17 protein-coding genes are annotated in these 17,846 nt (G+C 45.7%); 13 read left to right on the forward strand and 4 right to left on the reverse strand.

The window, feature by feature from the left end; genetic code table 11:
- Positions 1-5: 5 nt before the first annotated feature.
- The 3 genes from DESOR_RS07340 (at position 6) to DESOR_RS07350 (ending at position 5,655) form a co-directional block, all read left to right on the forward strand.
- A complete protein-coding gene (locus DESOR_RS07340; protein ID WP_014183978.1) occupies positions 6-2,393 on the forward strand; it encodes a 3-hydroxyacyl-CoA dehydrogenase/enoyl-CoA hydratase family protein in 2,388 nt (795 codons plus the stop codon).
- Positions 2,394-2,405: 12 nt separating this feature from the next.
- Positions 2,406-3,563, forward strand: coding sequence for an acetyl-CoA C-acyltransferase (locus DESOR_RS07345; RefSeq protein ID WP_014183979.1), 1,158 nt, complete (start codon positions 2,406-2,408; stop codon positions 3,561-3,563).
- Positions 3,564-3,879: 316 nt separating this feature from the next.
- Positions 3,880-5,655, forward strand: a complete 1,776-nt coding sequence (locus DESOR_RS07350; RefSeq protein ID WP_042330922.1) for an acyl-CoA dehydrogenase family protein — start codon at positions 3,880-3,882, stop codon at positions 5,653-5,655.
- Between the two features lie 38 nt (positions 5,656-5,693).
- On the opposite strand, the gene DESOR_RS28695 is transcribed toward DESOR_RS07350, so the two are convergent.
- Complete coding sequence (locus tag DESOR_RS28695) at positions 5,694-6,017, reverse strand: hypothetical protein (protein WP_148265237.1); 324 nt, start codon at positions 6,015-6,017, stop codon at positions 5,694-5,696.
- A gap of 39 nt (positions 6,018-6,056) precedes the next feature.
- Positions 6,057-6,233 carry a hypothetical protein gene (locus DESOR_RS29630; RefSeq protein WP_014183981.1) on the reverse strand — a complete coding sequence of 59 codons (177 nt, stop codon included), beginning with the start codon at positions 6,231-6,233 and terminating at the stop codon, positions 6,057-6,059.
- 214 nt (positions 6,234-6,447) lie between these two features.
- On the opposite strand from DESOR_RS29630, the gene DESOR_RS07355 reads away from it, so the two are divergent.
- The 8 genes from DESOR_RS07355 to DESOR_RS07390 all read left to right on the forward strand — a co-directional run bounded on the left by DESOR_RS07355 (position 6,448) and on the right by DESOR_RS07390 (position 14,156).
- On the forward strand, positions 6,448-7,743 hold the full coding sequence (locus DESOR_RS07355) for a methyl-accepting chemotaxis protein (RefSeq protein ID WP_014183982.1): 1,296 nt from the start codon (positions 6,448-6,450) through the stop codon (positions 7,741-7,743).
- A gap of 85 nt (positions 7,744-7,828) precedes the next feature.
- Positions 7,829-8,311 carry a spore coat protein gene (locus DESOR_RS07360; RefSeq protein WP_014183983.1) on the forward strand — a complete coding sequence of 161 codons (483 nt, stop codon included), beginning with the start codon at positions 7,829-7,831 and terminating at the stop codon, positions 8,309-8,311.
- A 240-nt stretch (positions 8,312-8,551) separates the two neighbouring features.
- On the forward strand, positions 8,552-8,929 hold the full coding sequence (locus DESOR_RS07365) for an ArsR/SmtB family transcription factor (protein WP_042332025.1): 378 nt from the start codon (positions 8,552-8,554) through the stop codon (positions 8,927-8,929).
- 112 nt (positions 8,930-9,041) lie between these two features.
- Positions 9,042-11,177, forward strand: a complete 2,136-nt coding sequence (locus DESOR_RS07370) for a heavy metal translocating P-type ATPase (RefSeq protein ID WP_014183985.1) — start codon at positions 9,042-9,044, stop codon at positions 11,175-11,177.
- 114 nt (positions 11,178-11,291) lie between these two features.
- A complete protein-coding gene (locus DESOR_RS07375; protein WP_014183986.1) occupies positions 11,292-11,609 on the forward strand; it encodes a YmaF family protein in 318 nt (105 codons plus the stop codon).
- A gap of 136 nt (positions 11,610-11,745) precedes the next feature.
- Positions 11,746-12,186: a histidine utilization transcription antiterminator HutP gene (hutP, locus tag DESOR_RS07380; RefSeq protein WP_014183987.1), complete on the forward strand. Its 441-nt coding sequence runs from the start codon at positions 11,746-11,748 to the stop codon at positions 12,184-12,186.
- Between the two features lie 161 nt (positions 12,187-12,347).
- A complete protein-coding gene (gene hutH, locus DESOR_RS07385; protein ID WP_014183988.1) occupies positions 12,348-13,910 on the forward strand; it encodes a histidine ammonia-lyase in 1,563 nt (520 codons plus the stop codon).
- Positions 13,911-13,958: 48 nt separating this feature from the next.
- The gene (locus tag DESOR_RS07390) at positions 13,959-14,156 is read left to right on the forward strand and encodes a hypothetical protein (protein WP_014183989.1); all 198 of its coding nucleotides are present in this window, start codon (positions 13,959-13,961) and stop codon (positions 14,154-14,156) included.
- Between the two features lie 107 nt (positions 14,157-14,263).
- Here the strand turns inward: DESOR_RS07390 and DESOR_RS07395 are convergent, their stop codons facing one another.
- The gene (locus DESOR_RS07395; RefSeq protein ID WP_014183990.1) at positions 14,264-14,470 is read right to left on the reverse strand and encodes an alpha/beta-type small acid-soluble spore protein; all 207 of its coding nucleotides are present in this window, start codon (positions 14,468-14,470) and stop codon (positions 14,264-14,266) included.
- 204 nt (positions 14,471-14,674) lie between these two features.
- On the opposite strand from DESOR_RS07395, the gene trhA reads away from it, so the two are divergent.
- Positions 14,675-15,325: a PAQR family membrane homeostasis protein TrhA gene (gene trhA / locus DESOR_RS07400; protein WP_014183991.1), complete on the forward strand. Its 651-nt coding sequence runs from the start codon at positions 14,675-14,677 to the stop codon at positions 15,323-15,325.
- Between the two features lie 253 nt (positions 15,326-15,578).
- Here trhA and DESOR_RS07405 read toward each other — a convergent pair whose 3' ends face one another.
- A complete protein-coding gene (locus tag DESOR_RS07405; protein WP_014183992.1) occupies positions 15,579-16,034 on the reverse strand; it encodes a YbjN domain-containing protein in 456 nt (151 codons plus the stop codon).
- 214 nt (positions 16,035-16,248) lie between these two features.
- On the opposite strand from DESOR_RS07405, the gene DESOR_RS07410 reads away from it, so the two are divergent.
- The gene (locus DESOR_RS07410; RefSeq protein WP_014183993.1) at positions 16,249-17,841 is read left to right on the forward strand and encodes a peptide chain release factor 3; all 1,593 of its coding nucleotides are present in this window, start codon (positions 16,249-16,251) and stop codon (positions 17,839-17,841) included.
- The last annotated feature ends 5 nt before the right edge of the window (positions 17,842-17,846 follow it).

Here is a 17,846-nt window from a genome sequence, read left to right on the forward strand (position 1 = left end):
TGGAAATGCAGATTCATAAAGTTGCGGTGATAGGGTCGGGTGTCATGGGAAGTACCATTGCTGCTCATTTGGCCAACGCCGGAATCCCAAGCCTGTTGTTGGATATTGTTCCTTCTAAATTGTCGGCGAAAGAAGAAGCTGCCGGATTAACCTTGGAGGACCCTAAAGTACGGAATAGTATTGCCGAAGGCAATAAGGCTAAGTTGTTAAAAATGAATCCCGCCCCATTATTAGTTCCGGAATTTGCAGATCGCATTGAAGTTGGAAACATAAGTGATGATTTGGGTCGCTTAAACGAGGTTGATTGGGTGATTGAGGTTGTTGTGGAACGCCTGGATATTAAGGTGGATCTTTTCAAGAAGATTGCAGCTATTGTTAAACCAGGCACTATCGTCAGTTCCAACACCTCCGGCATTTCCTTAAAAGCCATGGTCAGTGATTTGCCCGAGAGCTTTACACGTTATTTTCTGGGAACACACTTCTTTAATCCCCCCCGCTATATGAAACTCTTGGAAATTATCCCCGGACCCAATACTGACCCGGAGATTATGACATATCTATGTGAGTTTGGAGAAAGAGTCTTAGGCAAAGGAGTGGTTATCGCTAAAGATACCCCCAACTTCATTGCCAATCGGATTGGGGTTTATGGCTTAGCCGTAACCCTGCAAGAAATGCTTCGTTCCGGCTTAAGCGTTGACGAAGTGGATGCCCTTACCGGACCGGTTATGGGACGGCCAAAGAGTGCTTCCTTCCGAACCGTTGACCTGGTCGGTCTGGATACTTTTATCCATACGGCTAATACAGTGGCTTTGGGAGTACCTGCTGAAAAAGATAATTTTACCTTACCTGAATTTATGCAAACAATGCTGACCAATGGTTGGCTTGGCGATAAAACTAAACAAGGTTTCTATAAAAAGTCCAAGGGACCTCAAGGTAAAGTGGTTGAAGTCCTGGATCCCCACACTATGACCTATGTCCCCAAGAAAAAGGTCAGTTTTGCTTCTTTGGAAAAAGCAAAAGCTGCCGGCAGCCTCACGGAAAAAATGCGCACCTTGATCAACGGTAAAGACGCCGGGGCTGAGTTCTCCTGGAATGTCCTAAAACCTGTCCTGCTCTACGCAGCTGCCATTGCTAAGGATATTGCTGACAATATTTCCGGTATTGATGAGGGCATGCGCTGGGGCTTCAACTGGCAAATGGGACCCTTTGAAATTTGGGATGCCTTAGGTGTGAAAACCATTGCTGACCGCGTCGTGGCAGAAGGCGGGACACTGCCTCCCCTGGTGGAAGAACTGCTGGCCAAAGGGCATGACCGTTTCTATCAAAAGAGCGAGTCCGGTGAAGTCTCTTATTTCCAAGATGGCGAGTATCATAAAAAACCGGCCAGCCCATATGCCGTTTCCCTTAAACAAGCCCATAAGGACGGCAAGAAGATCATCGGCAATGCCGGAGCCAGCCTGATTGACCTGGGGGATGGCGTGGCTTGCTTAGAGTTCCACTCACCCAACAATTCCATTGGTGCGGATATCCTCACCATGATTCACAAGTCCCTGGAAGAAGTGGATAAAAACTATTTGGGCATGGTCATCGGCAATCAGGGTAAGAACTTCTGTGTCGGGGCTAATCTGATGCAGATTCTCCTGGAAGCGGAAGAAGAAAACTGGGATGACCTGGACTACATGGTTCGTCAATTCCAGAACGGAACTATGGCCCTGAAATACGCCAAAAAACCTGTGGTAGCAGCCCCCTTTGGCATGACTCTGGGCGGCGGCTGTGAAGTTTGCCTGCACTCTCATGCTATTCAGGCTTCCTCGGAAACTTACATGGGCCTGGTGGAAGTAGGCGTGGGCTTGATTCCTGGCGGCGGCGGCACCAAAGAAATGGCTGTCCGGGCCATGGAAGGAATTCTCCCGGGCATTCAAGTCGCTCCGGATTATTTCTTCGGCAAGCGCTTTGAAATTGTGGCTATGGCTCAAGTTTCCAACAGTGCGGAAAAAGCTCGTCATTTGGGCTTCCTCCGTGAAGGTGACCGCTACAGCATGAATCCGGATCATGTGATCCTGGATGCCAAAGCCCGGGTTATTGACTTAGCTCGTAATTTCAGACCGAATTTACCCAAGAAATATAAAGTCGGCGGGCCTGGCGTGCGGGCTACCCTGGAACTGGCTCTCTATGGAATGCGGGAAGGAAATTACATCTCCGAGTATGACCAGCATATCGGCAAGAAAATCGCCTATGCCGTTACCGGCGGAGACCGTCCGGCAGGAAGCCTTGTGGATGAACAATATCTCTTGGATCTTGAACGTGAAGCTTTTATGAGCTTAGTGGGCGAACCGAAAACTCATGACCGGATCCGCCATATGCTTTCTAAAGGCAAACCACTACGTAATTAGGGGGGGAAAAGCATGCAAGAAGCCTTCATTATAGAGTCGAAGCGTACAGCCATCGGAAAATCGGGTCGAGGTGCTTTGGCACAAGTTCGCCCGGATGACCTAGGTGCTTATGTTATTCAGGATATTCTCAAAAGAGTTCCGTCACTTAATCCCGCAGAGATTGATGACTTAGTTATAGGCTGCTCCTTCCCTGAAGCAGAGCAGGGAATGAATATGGCTAAAATCATGGCTTTACGGGCAGGTTTACCCATCGATGTCCCGGGAGTTACTATCAACCGATTCTGCTCCTCAGGATTACAAGCCATTTCCATGGCCGCGGACCGTATCCGTTTAGGGGAAGCGGATGTCATGATTGCCGGGGGAGCCGAGAGTATGTCCATGGTACCCATGGGCGGTGCTAAACCTGCACCCAATCCGTATTTGGTCGAGCATGCTCCCCAAGCTTATGTATCCATGGGGATTACGGCCGAGAATGTGGCTCTGAAATATGAAGTAACCCGTGAGCAGCAGGATGCCTTTGCCGCTTCAAGTCATCAAAAAGCCTGGGCAGCCCAAAGCAGCGGCCGCTTTGATGATGAAATTGTTCCGGTTCCATTGCCTATGTACGGCAAGCCTGGTGAAAAGTGGTTTACCAAAGATGAGGGAATTCGTCAGGAAACCACTGTGGAGTCATTAGCGAAATTAAGGACAGCCTTTAAAGCGGGAGGTAGTGTCACGGCAGGGAACTCGTCCCAGACCAGTGACGGTGCAGCCATGACCTTGTTGATGTCCGAACAAAAGGTTAAAGAACTTAATCTTAAACCCTTGGCCGTTTGGAGGGGATTTGCCGTAGCCGGTGTGGAACCGGAACTGATGGGTATTGGACCGATTAAAGCCATTCCCAAGGTCTTAAAGCAAGTTGGCATGACTTTGGATCAAATTGATTTGTTCGAATTGAACGAGGCCTTTGCTTCTCAATCCTTAGCTATTCTGAAAACCTTGGAAATAGATCCGGCCAAAGTAAACCCTAATGGCGGCGCCATTGCCTTTGGACACCCCTTGGGCTGCACAGGTGCTAAGCTTACCGCAACTCTTTTAAGTGAAATGACCAAGCGGAAGCTGAAGTACGGCATGGTTACCATGTGTATCGGCGGCGGCATGGGTGCTGCCGGGATCTACGAGATGCTGTAACCCAGACAGGGGGACGGTTCTTCTGTCCGGCTGGGAGGCATGTGAAATTAAAGGGATATCACCATTAGATGAGATATGAGAGATGTGTTAGGTCAGACAGCGAGACATGCGAGACAGAGACATGGGGGCTGATTCTCGTGTTTGGCTGGTAAGTCAGGTGAAAGTAAGGGCAAATTGCCTGCTGGATACACAAAATGTGAGTGTTGTTTTATACCAGAATAGGTTTGAGAGCGAAATTCGATGCTATCTTCCACGATTCCCCTACACCAACCTCGAACATCGAATTTCGCACCTCGATAATGAGGAGGAACAAGATATGGAATTAGCAGTGCGCGGGGGCGGTTTCTTACTGACAGAAGTTACTCCGGATCAAATATTTGTGCGGGAAGAAATCAATGAAGACCATCGCCAGCTTAAGAGAATGGCCCATAATTTTATGAGCAAAGAGGTCGCTCCCAGGATTGAGGAGATCGAGGAGCAAAAAGATGGGGTTGCCCGGGAATTCATGCGCCAAGCAGGAGAATTGGGCCTGTTAGGTTTGGAAATTCCTGAAGAATTTGAAGGCTTAGCTTTAGACAAAGCTTCTACCGTCGTAGTAGGTGAAGAGGTTCCCCGGGGAGGATCCTTTGCAGTGTCTTATGCTGCTCATACCGGAATCGGAACCTTGCCCATTGTTTATTTCGGTACCCCTGAGCAAAAAGCCAAGTATCTCCCCGGTCTGGCTAATGGCAGCAAGGTTGCCGCTTATTGCCTGACAGAGCCCGGTTCCGGTTCGGATGCTTTAGGTGCGAAAGCTACAGCTGTACTTAATGCCGAAGGTACGCACTACTGTTTAAATGGGACTAAACAATTCATAACCAATGCAGGTTTTGCCGATGTCTTCCTTGTTTATGCTAAAGTGGACGGCAAATTGACCAATTTCATTGTAGAACGGGACTACCCCGGTCTCTCTCTTGGACCTGAAGAGCAAAAAATGGGAATCAAAGGGTCTTCCACACGCCAGGTAATTTTGGAAGATGTTATGGTTCCTGTTGAAAATATCGTTGGGGAATTGGGACGCGGGCATGTTGTGGCCTTCAATATTCTCAATGTTGGCCGCTTTAAACTGGCCGCCGGAGCCATCGGCAGTGTTGAAGTAGTTCTAGAAACCGCTTTGAAATATGCTTCAGAGCGGAAACAATTTGGTGCAGCACTGAATACCTTTGGAGCTATTCAAAACAAAATTGCCGAGATCGCTACCCGGGCTTTCATGGCTGAAAGTGTGGTTTATCGTACTGCCGGGCTGATGGAAAGCGGCTTCCATGATCTTGACCTGACCGGAGACTGCCGCAAAGAAGCCGGCAAGGCTTTGGAAGAATATGCTATAGAATGCTCCCTGAACAAAGTCTATGCTTCGGAAGTGTTAGACTTCGCTGTGGATGAAGGAGTTCAGATTCATGGCGGCTATGGATTTATTAAGGAGTACCCCATTGAGCGGATGTACCGGGATTCCCGCATCAATCGCTTATTCGAGGGAACTAATGAAATCAACCGCCTGCTGGTCCCCGGAACCTTGCTCAAACGGGCCATGACAGGCGAACTGCCCCTGCTGCAGGCGGCTCAGGCTGTGAGCAAAGAGCTTGTTTCCATCGGTTTAGGCGGGGAGGCTGAAGGCTTGGAAGCTCTCAACCAAATGACCCAAAAAGCGAAGAAGCTCTGCTTAATGGCTGCAGGACTGGCAGCTCAAAACATGGGCATGGCTTTGAAGGATAATCAATTTATCCTGACAGGCATGGCTGAGATGGTTCTCCAAGTCTACGCCATGGAAAGCGCCGTCCTCAGAGCTCAGAAAGTCCAAACCCTGGAGGTTACTGATGAGCATAAAGAATTTGTCGCGAAAGCTGCAACCTTAGGAGCTTATTCGGCCTTTACCATCCTTGAACAGCAGGCTAAAGAAGTTCTCTGCGCCGTAGAGAAAGGGGATTCCCTGAGCACTGTCCTGGCAGGAATGCGCAAACTTGTGCGCAGACCCAATGTAGATATGATCGGCCTGCGTCAGGAAATTGCCAAGTATATTATTGAAAAAGAGGGCTATCCGGTAAATTATATTTAATAGACTGCCCAGACTTCCGGGCAGACATCGTTAAACCCTTAGTCACCTAGACAAAACAAAAGGCCATCGTCAACTACTGACATGGCCTTTTGTTCTACTGTGCTTAAAGAAACAACCATAAAATGCCCAAAATATCTTAAGGGCCCGTGGACCCCAAAGCCAGGGCAGCTTCGTCCACAGGAGTGAACCCATTTCATGGAGAGGCGGTAAAAGCCTACAAGCCGGCGCGGGTAAGTGGAGCCACGGTTCACCTCAGGTATTACCCGGAGGTTTGGCGGAACTCCCGCACCGGTGAGTAGGCGAGCCTCGGAATGCTGGGTGAACGGATGTGGCGAAGCTGCCCGACCCTGAAGAGCTCTCATACAACATTGATGGCGCCGCCTTTTTGAAGCATAATTGCCCTAGGGCATCCGCCCGGGCTTAAGGTCTGCCGCAATCATAGCCTCAGTACATTTGTCACAGAGAACTTTAATAGTTTCCCCGTTGTCTTGACCGGAAAAAAATAAGGTTTTGCTGCATCCTTCGCAAACAACACGATAATTCAAGAAATCTTTCGCTTTCATATTCGTAGTCTTCATAGGGATCCTCCTAATATTGTAATAGTACTTAAACATTTGAAATCCAGATACCTTCAAGGATTAATCAAATAACCTTTTTATTTAATTTTACTGCATTGCGTGAACAAAAACAATGAATGAACATTCACTTCTAAGATGGATGACAAGAGCTTTAAAAAACAGAATATTCATATTACTCAACCATGACTGTGGAGAAAATAAGGAGGAAATTTAAATGGAAGTCACTGATGAGTTATTAGAAGGCAAGAAGCAGACCATTGGCTTGCTTAAGTATATCAGTCTGACTCTGGTTGGGGTAATTCCCATGTTATCCGCTCTGGGGCTGATCCTTCTTTACATTATGAAGCTCGATCGAACCAAATCCATAGCTATTTTTGTGTTTTTTCTCCTTTCCGGTATTTTAATAGGCATTATTGCATCTTTAAGAAATTATATTCGTTTCTTAAAACCCATCTATGTTATGCAGCAGAAAATAATCCAAGTGGCATCAGGAGATCTGACCGAGAGAGCTGACGTTATCCAGAAAAGCGAAGTTGCGGAGTTAGGCCGCGCCTTTAACCAAATGATGGAGAGTTTTAGCGGCATTGTTCGTGACTTGCGGAAAATGGCTAAAGAGTGGGTTGTTTCTTCGGAAGAATTATCGGCCAGCTCTCAGGAAGTAACAGCCACAAATAGCAGTGTCGCTGATTATACGACTCAAATGGCTGCTGAAGCCAGAGAACAAGCGCAAACTCAGCAGCAAATGATCAGCATGGTTACAGAGCTGGAAAATGCCGCTCAGGTGATTGCCCAAAGAGCTGCGGCGGTTTCCCAAGAAGCGGTAAAATCTGAAAACCTTTCTGAGGAAGGTTTAGGCAAGCTGGCAACGATTATGAAGACAATGACCGAGACTAATGAATCCGTGAACAACTCCGTTCGGACTATCGAAGACTTAGCGGAGCAGTCCAATCGGATTGGATCAATAACCGAAACCATTGCTCAAGTGGCCCGGCAAACGAATTTGCTGGCCCTGAATGCAGCGATAGAAGCAGCAAGAGCCGGAGAGCATGGTAAAGGTTTTGCTGTTGTCGCCGGTGAAATTCTTAAACTTGCCGAGAATGTCGCTTCTTCAACCCGAGAGGTCTCTGAAATTACAACTCTTATCCAAAAGAGTATTCATGATACTGTCCAAGGAATGATGCAAACAGACTCAATGGTCAAAGAAAGTGTGACCTCCATTCACGAGGCCCAAGATACCTTGGATACTATTGCCGGTTCAACTAAGGAAGTAGCTCTCAATATCAGTGACATAGCGGCTTCCAGCGAAGAAATGCTGGGCAGCATGGAGGAGATGAATCTCTATGTTGCCCGAGTTAAACAAGTGTCCGAGGAAGCTGTAACCAAGGCAGAGACTATCGAGACGTCAACGAGAGAAGTTACGGCGACAATGCAAATTGTAGCGGGCACAGCCCAATCCCTGGCACAAAATGCAGGCCGAATTCAGGCTGCAGTTGGTCAGTTTAAAATTTAGAGGACAATAAATGATGATTGGTGGCAATGAATAGTATCGGCATTAATGGAAACCCTACCATTTAGATTTAGGGAGGTGCATTTAGATGCCAATTCAATTATCACAGAAGGAACAATCCCTGCTGATGGATCAAAAAACTCATGAAGAGACTTGTGTTGACAAATATGCCAAATATGCTAACCAAGCCCAAGATCCTCAGTTAAAGCAGCTTTTCAACACTTATTCAGCCAAGGAGCAAGAACATTTGAATTCCATAAATCAGCTTCTGAGCGGACAAGTACCTAATGTTGGGGGACAACAAAATCAAGGTCAAAACCAGCAGCAGGCTGCGGCTCAATCTCAAGTACCCTCAAATGTCCAGGGAAATTATAATCAAGAGGATGCAAAGCTTTGTAAAGATATGCTGATGACAGAAAAATATGTATCCGGGGCCTATGATACGGCGGTTTTTGAATTTAGAGATACCAATGTCCGTCAGGTTCTCAATCATATTCAAAAAGAAGAACAGCAGCATGGTGAAGGGATTTTCCAATACATGCAAAGTCATGGCATGTATCAGGTACAGTAATTATCTTAACCAGGTGGTTTATACTTCAACAGCTCGAACAATTAAGAAACAATTAAGAACTGTATCTCAGCGCAGTCTTTGCGAAGATACAGTTCTTTCTACTTTCAGGGATTGAAATTCAGCTAAAAGGCTTGATAAAAATCCAAAGATGATTATAATAAACATATGAACATATAATCATATGTAGAGGCGGTGTTTTTTATAGCTACAGAAAAAGTAAACCAACCAAATCCTGAATTTCTGCCAATAGAATCTTCCGGGGATAGTCCTGTTTGTGAAACCATATGTGTTCATACTGACCTAATTGAACCCGTTCGGCATACTCTCATACCGGGAGAGCAAGTTATCCAATTAGCGGATTTATTCAAGACCCTGGGAGACCCGACCCGAGTTCGAATTATGGATGCCTTAGCCCAAAAGGAATTCTGTGTCTGTGATTTGGCGGTCCTTTTGGATTTAAGCCAATCAGCAACATCTCACCAATTAAGGATCCTTAGGAGCAATCACCTGGTTAAATACCGCCGGGAAGGAAAAATGGTTTATTACTCCTTAGATGACGATCATGTTATGGCCCTATACAAGGAAGGGCTTGAACACATTTCCGAGGGAAGGGCTTAAGATAATTCGTTGAAGTCAACTTGAAACTTCCAACCGCGACATCGTATCGAATAGCCGGAGAAAAATTCATAGTTTGAGTGACTATGGAATTAGAGGTTTGGAGGAAAAGAGAATGTCTAAAGAAGAACCATGTCAAGAGAGAATAAAGTACCGGTTAGAAGGATTATGTTGTGCCAATTGTGCCATGAAAATCGAAAAGGCCTTTTGTGCTGAAGATGCCATTGGTCAAACTACCTTAAATTTTGCGACCCAAACCGTGTACCTGCCGCCGGCCGCTTTAGAACTTGCCCAAAGGATTGTTGACCGGATTGAGCCGGGGGTCATTTTAAAGCCCTTAAATCAGTTGGGCAAGAATCTGCAGCCAGAAGAGGATAAGTCAGCAGATAAAAGACAACAGATCATGCGCATGCTCTTTGCCGGGATCTTACTTGGCGCAGGCCTGTTGATGCCAGTTCTCGGAATAGAGCTTTCCTTGGTCTTAAAATACACGATTTTTCTAGCCGCCTATTTTGCCGTTGGCTATGAAGTTTTATTTACGGCCTTTCGCAATTTGACGAGAGGGGCTGTGTTTGATGAAAACTTTTTGATGTCCATCGGCACTATCGGGGCAATTGCCATTAATCAATTGCCTGAGGCTGTCGGGGTTATGCTTTTTTATACCGTGGGCGAATATATTCAAGACCTGGCGGTCAACCGCTCACGTCATTCCATACAGGCCTTAATGAATATTAGACCCGACTATGCCAACCTGCTTCATCAATTAGACGTTATCAAAGTTGCTCCGGAAGAAGTGCAGGTAGGACAATGGATTATGGTGCGTCCCGGTGAAAAAGTCCCCTTGGATGGCGAGGTCGTCAAGGGATCCTCCTTTCTCGATACCTCGGCACTGACAGGAGAATCGGTTCCCCGCAGAGTCGAAGCAGGGGATGCTGTCTTATCTGGAATGGTCAATACCAGCGGTGTGCTTACCATTCAAGTCACCCGCCCCTATGCGGAATCCTCAGTACAAAAAATTCTCGATCTTGTGGAAAACGCCAGCTCCCGCAAAGCACCTACAGAGAAATTTATAACAGCCTTCTCCCGGTATTACACTCCGGCAATTGTTGTCATCGCTTTGCTGATTGCCATAGTTCCCCCACTGCTGGGAGCCGGGGTGTTCAGGGAGTGGATTTATCGAGCTTTGACTATCTTGGTCATATCCTGCCCTTGTGCCTTAGTCATCTCAGTGCCTCTGGGGTATTTTGGCGGGATCGGGGGAGCTTCCCGACATGGGGTCCTTGTTAAAGGGGCGAACTTTCTGGAATCACTCACCAAAGTTAAGACGGTTGTTTTCGATAAAACCGGAACATTAACTCAAGGGGTTTTTGAAGTTGTCGAAATCAATCCAGCCGAGGGCTACAGCCCAGAATTTCTTTTAGAAACGGCAGCTGCGGCAGAAATTCACTCCAGTCATCCTATTGCCAAATCCATTTGTACCCGTTATGGATTGCCTCTTGAAGCCGGGACGTCGGATGAATACAGGGAAGTAAGCGGAAAAGGAATCCAGGCTAAGATTAAAGGACAAGAGGTTTTGGTAGGGAAACAATCCTTCCTGCAGGAGGCCGGCATACCGGTTCCGGATCAGGACGCTGCTCAGCAGGCAGGGACTCTTGTTTATGTGGCAGTTTCCGGATGCTATGCAGGCTATCTTCTGATTACAGACCGCATTAAGTCCGGTGCCAAGGAAACCATTAAAGCTCTTCAGGACTCGGGTATTAAAACAGTGATGCTCACCGGGGATCATGAAAAAGCCGCTCAAAGTGTTGCCGGTGATTTAGGGGTGTCGGAATTTTACGCTGATTTGCTTCCTGAAGATAAAGTAGCTTGCCTAGAAAAGTTAATGGAGGATAAAGACCGCAAAGAAAAAGTGGTTTTTGTCGGGGACGGAATTAATGATGCACCGGTTCTGACCCGGGCGGATGTGGGAATGGCCATGGGAGGATTAGGATCGGACGCAGCTATCGAAGCAGCCGATGTCGTGCTGATGGAAGATCAGCCGGCCAAGCTTTTGACAGCCATTGGCATCGCCAAATACACTAAGAAAATCATCTGGCAGAATATTATCTTTGCCTTAGGGATTAAACTCGGATTTGTCGTCTTTGGAGCCTTAGGAATGGCTACCATGTGGGAAGCAGTCTTTGCCGATGTTGGAGTCGCTGTTTTGGCAGTTCTGAACGCTGCTCGTGTAAGGCAGTTCTCCGGTGTTTGATGGGAGGAAGTCAGGTACCAATCAGTAGGATGTCTTATATCAATATTGTTATCATTAGTTCCCTTATCGTCATAAAATGAAGTGCATTTATTTAGGCGAAGAGGAGGAACGAGAATGTACACTAAAGTTAAATCTGATCCTGCTCATAATCATGGAAGTGTTACGCATACGTCCTGTGAGCAGGGACATGTACATCAATGTCTTGATGTGACAGGGCCAGCTGTTCCTACATCCGGTGGAAGTCATAGCCATCATTCTGAAGGCTGGGTATTATATGAAGATGGACATTCCCATTATTATAAAGCGATTTCCGGGCCGGCGCTGCCGATAAATAATAACTACCATGTTCATAACTGGGATTTTTACACGACTATGGATGCGGGACACAGGCATCGTATAAGTGGTCCAGATATGCCGGCATATGGAGTTTAACTTATCTTAGAGAAAAATTCTTGTTGAATGCGGAGGGTTTCTCGACTATGATAAGAGAAGAGGCAGCCATAGATTCCGAAGTTATTAGAGGCTGATAAAGTTGATAGAGAGTAGGGCTTTTGGCCGGGGGGTAATCATGATACATTGTTCATCAATAGGGAAAACAGCTTTACTTATAGCTATGGCTGATGGAAGTGAAACCGAGGCTTATGTTTCCCGTGCCCGGGAAAAGGGCTTTGATGTTGTAACCGGTAAAGTGGGATCCATGGATGTGCAGAAAATCATCGCGGCAGTAGAGACTGCAGCGAAACGTGAGGGACTTACAGATGACAGTTACCGGTCCCAGCATGCTCTGTATCACGCCATTCTCGATGCTCTGCAAGGGTTGGGCCGGGGTCCCCTGCAATTAGGCAATATCCTGCGTACGGTTGGGTTGCGTTTTGCCATTGTCAGAGGGCCGCGTACATTAGAAGACATGGACGACCTTTGGATTGCTGTGAGCATGTATGGAATGATTGGGGCGCCCATTAAAGGCCATGAACATGAAGTGTGCGGCTTAGGAATTAATCACTTATAATACTTAAGATGAATAATATAGGATAATCATGTATTTATTTTAGAAAGTTGCAATAAAATAGGGTATGCTCAGAGTTATTAGATGTTTGAGGGCTAAGCTGTAGACAAATAGTTTATGGCTTAATCCTCTTTTTTCATTGCTCTCAATAAGGAGGACACAACATGAGCGTAGTATTAGCAGAAAAAACGAATGTGACTTTAGATGGAGAAAGCCTTACCTTAGAGCAAGTCGTTTCCGTTGCCAGGTATGGTGCCAAAGTGGAGCTGCAGCCGGCTGCCAAGAATAATGTCCTAAAATCAAGAGACTATGTGGATAAAATAATTGAAGGAAATAAAACAGTTTATGGCATCACAACAGGTTTTGGCAAGTTCAGCGATGTGCTGATTTCCAAGGATGACGCCAAAAAACTGCAGCGGAACCTGATTATGAGTCATGCTACAGGGGTTGGAGAACCATTGGCCCCGGAAATCGTCAGGGCTATTATGCTCCTTAGGGCAAATGCTTTAGCCAAAGGATTCTCCGGAATTCGCCTCTCAACTCTCCAGACCCTGATTGATATTTTAAATGCAGGAATTGTTCCCGTAATACCGGAGAAAGGCTCTCTGGGGGCTAGCGGAGATTTAGCCCCTTTATCTCATATGGTGCTGGTTTTGCTTGGTGAAGGAGAGGCCTTTTATAAAGATCGACGGATGAGCGGAGGGGAAGCCCTTGCCCAGGCAGGAATCGAACCGGTGGTTCTGGAAGGAAAAGAGGGTCTGGCCCTGATTAACGGTACCCAGGTCATGACAGCTATTGCTGCTTTGGCTGTTTGGGATGCGGAGATCCTTTGGGAGTCAGCCAATGTTACAGCGGCATTGACCTTGGAAGCCCTGGAGGGAATACTGGATGCTTTTGATCCCAAAATCCATGCTGCCCGTCCTCATCAAGGACAGGTGGATGTGGCAGCCCATATGCTCAATTTGACTGAGGGCAGCACCTTTGTCGCTGGCGAGAAGAATACCAGAGTTCAGGATGCCTATGCCCTGCGCTGTGTTGCTCAAGTTCATGGTCCTTCGGGAGATGCTATTGCTTATGTCAAGAAAGTTGTCGAAACGGAGATTAACTCGGCGACGGATAATCCCTTAATTTTCCCGGAGGCTGATCAAGTACTTTCCGGGGGTAATTTCCACGGCCAACCCGTGGCTTTGGCTATGGATTTCCTGGGCATTGCTGTTGCAGAGCTGGCCAATATTTCCGAACGCCGCCTGGAACGTTTGGTTAATCCCAGTTTAAGCGGTTTGCCGGCATTTTTGACTCCTAACGGAGGCTTAAACTCCGGTTTTATGATCGTCCAGTATTCGGCGGCTTCCTTAGTATCGGAAAATAAAGTTTTAGCTCATCCCGCCAGTGTGGATTCCATCCCTTCTTCAGCCAACCAGGAAGACCATGTCAGCATGGGAACTATTGCGGCCCGTAAAGCCCGCACCATCATCGATAACACGGGGAACGTATTGGGGATGGAATTATTAGCTGCCTGCCAGGGTATGGATCTGAGATCCGGCCAAGGAGAGCTTAAGCGCGGCAAGGGAAGTGAAGGGGCTTACCGGCTGGTTCGCTCGAAAGTGGCTACTGTCAGAGAAGATCGTGTTATGTATACGGACATTAACATAGCTAAAGAATTGATTTCTTCCGGCAAATTGGCCAGTACTGTCAGGTTTGAAATGACTCGCAAGAATCTTCAATAAAGGATGAATACCATATCTTTGGGTAGACTATCACTTGAGGTGATGAACATGCCCAGAAATGACGGCAATAAATATAAGAATCAAGATTTAAAGAAAATTGAATTAACCCTGAATAACATTCATAAAAACGAACAATTCTTGGAAGAAAATGCGGAAGAATTAAGCGCTCATCAAATAAAAGATGTTAAGGAACATTTAGCTGCAAAGAAAAAATTTCTTGAAGAAACCGATGGAACCATAAAATAGGAGCGATAGCTCCTATTTTATTGGCTGGATTTTCGGTTTCACTGGGGCATACTAAAATAGTAAGAAGGATATCTTTCGATATCCTTCTTAAGTACTAACCTATTAAGTTAGATTCTCGTTCCACTCTTGAGGTGTTCTTCAGCAAACTGAATCATGCGTTTGGTCATTTGGCCTCCAACCGAACCGTTTTCGCGGCTGGTGCGGTCACCGCCTAATTGAAGGCCCATTTCATTTGCAACTTCATACTTGAATTGATCCAATTGTTGTGATGCTCCTTGTGCTGCGGGTGTATTAGTGTTTCTTTCTCCTGCCATGATCGGAACCCTCCTTTAAAAATTTTGTTTGTGTACTGGAACATCCTTATTATGTGTTTTAAAAGCTATCTTACTCAGGTAATTATTGCTACAATATAAAGAGGTTTCCTATTCATGAAATAAACAGGGCTTTTATTTCTGTTGATTTTAAATATGGTAAAGCTTAGAATTAAGATAGAGGTTAGGTTTTAAGGAGGTTTCGAGATGAGCTTAAAGATGAAGGAACCAGTCAATACCTGGACACATTTTGTTTTATTTATGGCAGCCATTGTTGGCTTAGTATTTTTGATCATTTTAAGTAAAAACAATATTTCTAAACTCATTACCATGACGATTTATGGAGTGAGTATGATCCTATTGTATGGAGCCAGTTCACTCTACCATTGGGTTCGCACCACTCCTCAAAAAGAGCTGGTCTTAAAACGAATCGATCATATTGCCATCTACTTATTAATAGCAGGCTCCTATACTCCGGTTTTCTATTATGGTTTGGAAGGTGTATGGCGCTGGACCATGCTCAGTGTTATTTGGAGCTTGGCACTGATAGGCATGCTATTGAAAATTTGGTTTATTCATGCGCCGAGATATGTTTCTTCAGCTTTTTACGTTTCTTTAGGTTGGATCGCATTAGTACCCTTTTTCCAGCTTATTAGAAATTTGCCTGTGGGTGCCATTGTTCTTATGGCAGTGGGCGGGGTGATTTATACCATAGGTGCTATCATATATGCTACAAAAATTTTCGACTTCTTTCCGAAGCGTTTTGGTTTTCATGAGATCTTTCATTTATTTATTGGAGTGGGAAGTATTGTGCATTATATTATGATGCTTGTTTATATTATGCCGATGGCGAATTAGGCGAAACTGCTCCGGAGTCGGGCGGCTTCGTCCACATTCGTGCCAAACCTCCGGGTAGTATCTGAGGTGAACCATGGCTACGCAATTCCCGCACCGGCTTGTAGGCTTAACAGCCTCTCCATGCGATGGGTTTACATCTGTGGGACGAAGCCGCCCTGGCTTTCGGGTCTATTGTTCTTTAGAATATTTTGGGGATAGCATATGTTGCAGTATCAGCAGATGATAAAATGAAGGAGTGGCTTTCGCCACTCCTTTAAATATCTTCAGAACAAAAGGCTGCTGCTTCTTCGGCAGTGTAATCGCCGTAAATCAGTTTCATTAAACCGGGATAATAGGTATCGAAGCCTACTACACCGTTCCATATTACGTTGAGAATTTGATCTTGTGAAGGATGGGCATCAGCCAGATCTAAATAGGTACGATAGCGTATTTCACCATTATCCATATCCATTTCTAAGTTTCCGTTTACCAGTTCGTAGTTGACGCGACACATAAAATCACAGACTTCGAGACGCTTAGAAGGAGGAATTCTTTGTTTGATATGGGTGTTGCAAAGTAAGGATTCTTGTTCTTCGTCAACGAGGAGGAAAGAGTAAAAATCCGTATTTATGCCGCTAATCTCAAGCTTGATGATGCCGTTTTTGTCATCAAAATCAAACTCCCAGCCGTTTTGACTCAAAATTTCATAGAGCAAGCGAAATAAGGACATATTTGTCAGCCTCCCAAAGCAACGCTTCCTTACTAAAAGATTCAACGCCGAAGGGTAAATTCCTTCCAATTATAGGATAAAATATCCGGACAAAGATGTCGAAACTATGCAATTGAGGATGTACACAATATCGTGTATAATTTATTCTCATACTAATAGAAATTTATTTCTAATTGTGTAATCACACTAACGATGAGTTAAGGAGCTAATAACATTGAACCAAGCGGATTTAAAATCAGAAATTGCAGCTCGCAAAACCTTTGCCATTATTTCTCATCCTGATGCCGGGAAAACAACCTTAACTGAAAAATTGCTGCTCTTCGGAGGAGCAATTCGTGAAGCCGGTTCAGTTAAAGCCCGTAAAGCAGAACGTTATGCAACGTCGGACTGGATGGAACTTGAAAGGCAGAGAGGGATTTCGATTACATCCAGTGCCCTGCAGTTTGAATATCAAGGATACGTGGTTAATATTCTCGATACTCCGGGACACCAGGATTTCAGTGAAGATACTTATCGTACCCTGACTGCTGCAGATAGTGCCGTCATGCTGATTGATGCTGCCAAAGGGGTTGAAGCCCAAACTAAAAAACTGTTTGAGGTGTGCCGCAAGCGGGGAATCCCGATTTTTACCTTTATCAATAAATTTGATCGGAATGCCAAAGATCCCTTGGATTTAATGGATGAAGTGGAAAAAGTTTTGGGGATTGAGTCTTTTGCTATGAATTGGCCAATAGGAATGGGCCAGGACTTTAAGGGGATTTACGACCGCCAGACAGGACAAGTGGAGCGCTTTATGGAAGGCAGTGCCCGATCAAGTTCTATACCGCCTGTATCCGGTCCCCTCAGTGATCCCAGCGTTCAGGAAGGGATTGGCGAAACTCTGGTTAAGCAGCTTACGGACGAAATTGAACTTCTTGATATGGCCGGCAATGTTTTTTCTCAAGAACGAGTGGATCGGGGAGAAGTGACTCCTGTTTTTTTTGGCAGTGCGCTGAATAATTTTGGAGTTCCTAATTTTTTGCATTATTTTCTCGATCTGGCCCCAGCGCCACAACCCAGAAGTACAAATTTAGGAGAGCTCGATCCGGAAACCCCTTCTTTTTCAGGGTATATCTTTAAAATCCAAGCAAATATGAATACCCAGCATCGCGACAGGATTGCATTTATTCGTATTTGTTCGGGCCGTTACGAACGAGGGATGAATGTCATTCACACTCGATCCCGGCGTCGACTTCGCCTGGCCCAGCCCCAGCAGTTATTTGCTCAGGAAAGGTCCATCCTTGATGAGGCTTATGCTGGAGACATCATTGGAGTTCACGACAGCGGACTATTGAGAATCGGTGATGTTCTTACAGAAAAAGATGGACTTCAGTTTGAGGCCATGCCCTTCTTTAGCCCTGAGAATTTTGCCCGTATCAATATTGCCAACGCTTTAAAGCGCAAGCAATTTATTAAAGGCATTCAGGAACTTCAGGAAGAAGGGGCAATCCATGTTTTCCGCGATCTTCACGTGGGAGTAGAAGCTCCTATTATCGGTGTAGTGGGACAATTGCAGTTTGAAGTCCTTGAATATCGTTTGCGCGAAGAGTATGGCGTCAATGTTAATATTCAGCATCTGCCTTTTGAAATTGTACGTTGGGTTAAAAAAGATGAAAAAACCATTAAACTTCTGTCTGAGTCCAGTATGAGTACAGTTGTGGTTGACAAAGATGACAATTATGCCGTGTTGTTATTGGATGAATGGAAGGCAAATTGGCTAAGCGACCGCTATGAGATCGAGTTCTTTCTCCAGCCCTTTGATGTCTGATGGAG

It is taken from the genome of Desulfosporosinus orientis DSM 765 (genome assembly GCF_000235605.1).
Taxonomy (GTDB): Bacteria; Bacillota; Desulfitobacteriia; order Desulfitobacteriales; family Desulfitobacteriaceae; genus Desulfosporosinus; species Desulfosporosinus orientis.

What these genes read in the sequence shown, in the direction of transcription:
- DESOR_RS07340 (WP_014183978.1), top strand. Translation starts at nt 6, where the DNA reads ATGCAGATTCATAAAGTTGCGGTGATAGGGTCGGGTGTCATGGGAAGT.
- DESOR_RS07345 (WP_014183979.1), top strand. Translation starts at nt 2,406, where the DNA reads ATGCAAGAAGCCTTCATTATAGAGTCGAAGCGTACAGCCATCGGAAAA.
- DESOR_RS07350 (WP_042330922.1), top strand. Translation starts at nt 3,880, where the DNA reads ATGGAATTAGCAGTGCGCGGGGGCGGTTTCTTACTGACAGAAGTTACT.
- DESOR_RS28695 (WP_148265237.1), bottom strand. Translation starts at nt 6,017, where the DNA reads ATGAGAGCTCTTCAGGGTCGGGCAGCTTCGCCACATCCGTTCACCCAG.
- DESOR_RS29630 (WP_014183981.1), bottom strand. Translation starts at nt 6,233, where the DNA reads ATGAAGACTACGAATATGAAAGCGAAAGATTTCTTGAATTATCGTGTT.
- DESOR_RS07355 (WP_014183982.1), top strand. Translation starts at nt 6,448, where the DNA reads ATGGAAGTCACTGATGAGTTATTAGAAGGCAAGAAGCAGACCATTGGC.
- DESOR_RS07360 (WP_014183983.1), top strand. Translation starts at nt 7,829, where the DNA reads ATGCCAATTCAATTATCACAGAAGGAACAATCCCTGCTGATGGATCAA.
- DESOR_RS07370 (WP_014183985.1), top strand. Translation starts at nt 9,042, where the DNA reads ATGTCTAAAGAAGAACCATGTCAAGAGAGAATAAAGTACCGGTTAGAA.
- DESOR_RS07375 (WP_014183986.1), top strand. Translation starts at nt 11,292, where the DNA reads ATGTACACTAAAGTTAAATCTGATCCTGCTCATAATCATGGAAGTGTT.
- hutP (WP_014183987.1), top strand. Translation starts at nt 11,746, where the DNA reads ATGATACATTGTTCATCAATAGGGAAAACAGCTTTACTTATAGCTATG.
- hutH (WP_014183988.1), top strand. Translation starts at nt 12,348, where the DNA reads ATGAGCGTAGTATTAGCAGAAAAAACGAATGTGACTTTAGATGGAGAA.
- DESOR_RS07390 (WP_014183989.1), top strand. Translation starts at nt 13,959, where the DNA reads ATGCCCAGAAATGACGGCAATAAATATAAGAATCAAGATTTAAAGAAA.
- DESOR_RS07395 (WP_014183990.1), bottom strand. Translation starts at nt 14,470, where the DNA reads ATGGCAGGAGAAAGAAACACTAATACACCCGCAGCACAAGGAGCATCA.
- trhA (WP_014183991.1), top strand. Translation starts at nt 14,675, where the DNA reads ATGAGCTTAAAGATGAAGGAACCAGTCAATACCTGGACACATTTTGTT.
- DESOR_RS07405 (WP_014183992.1), bottom strand. Translation starts at nt 16,034, where the DNA reads ATGTCCTTATTTCGCTTGCTCTATGAAATTTTGAGTCAAAACGGCTGG.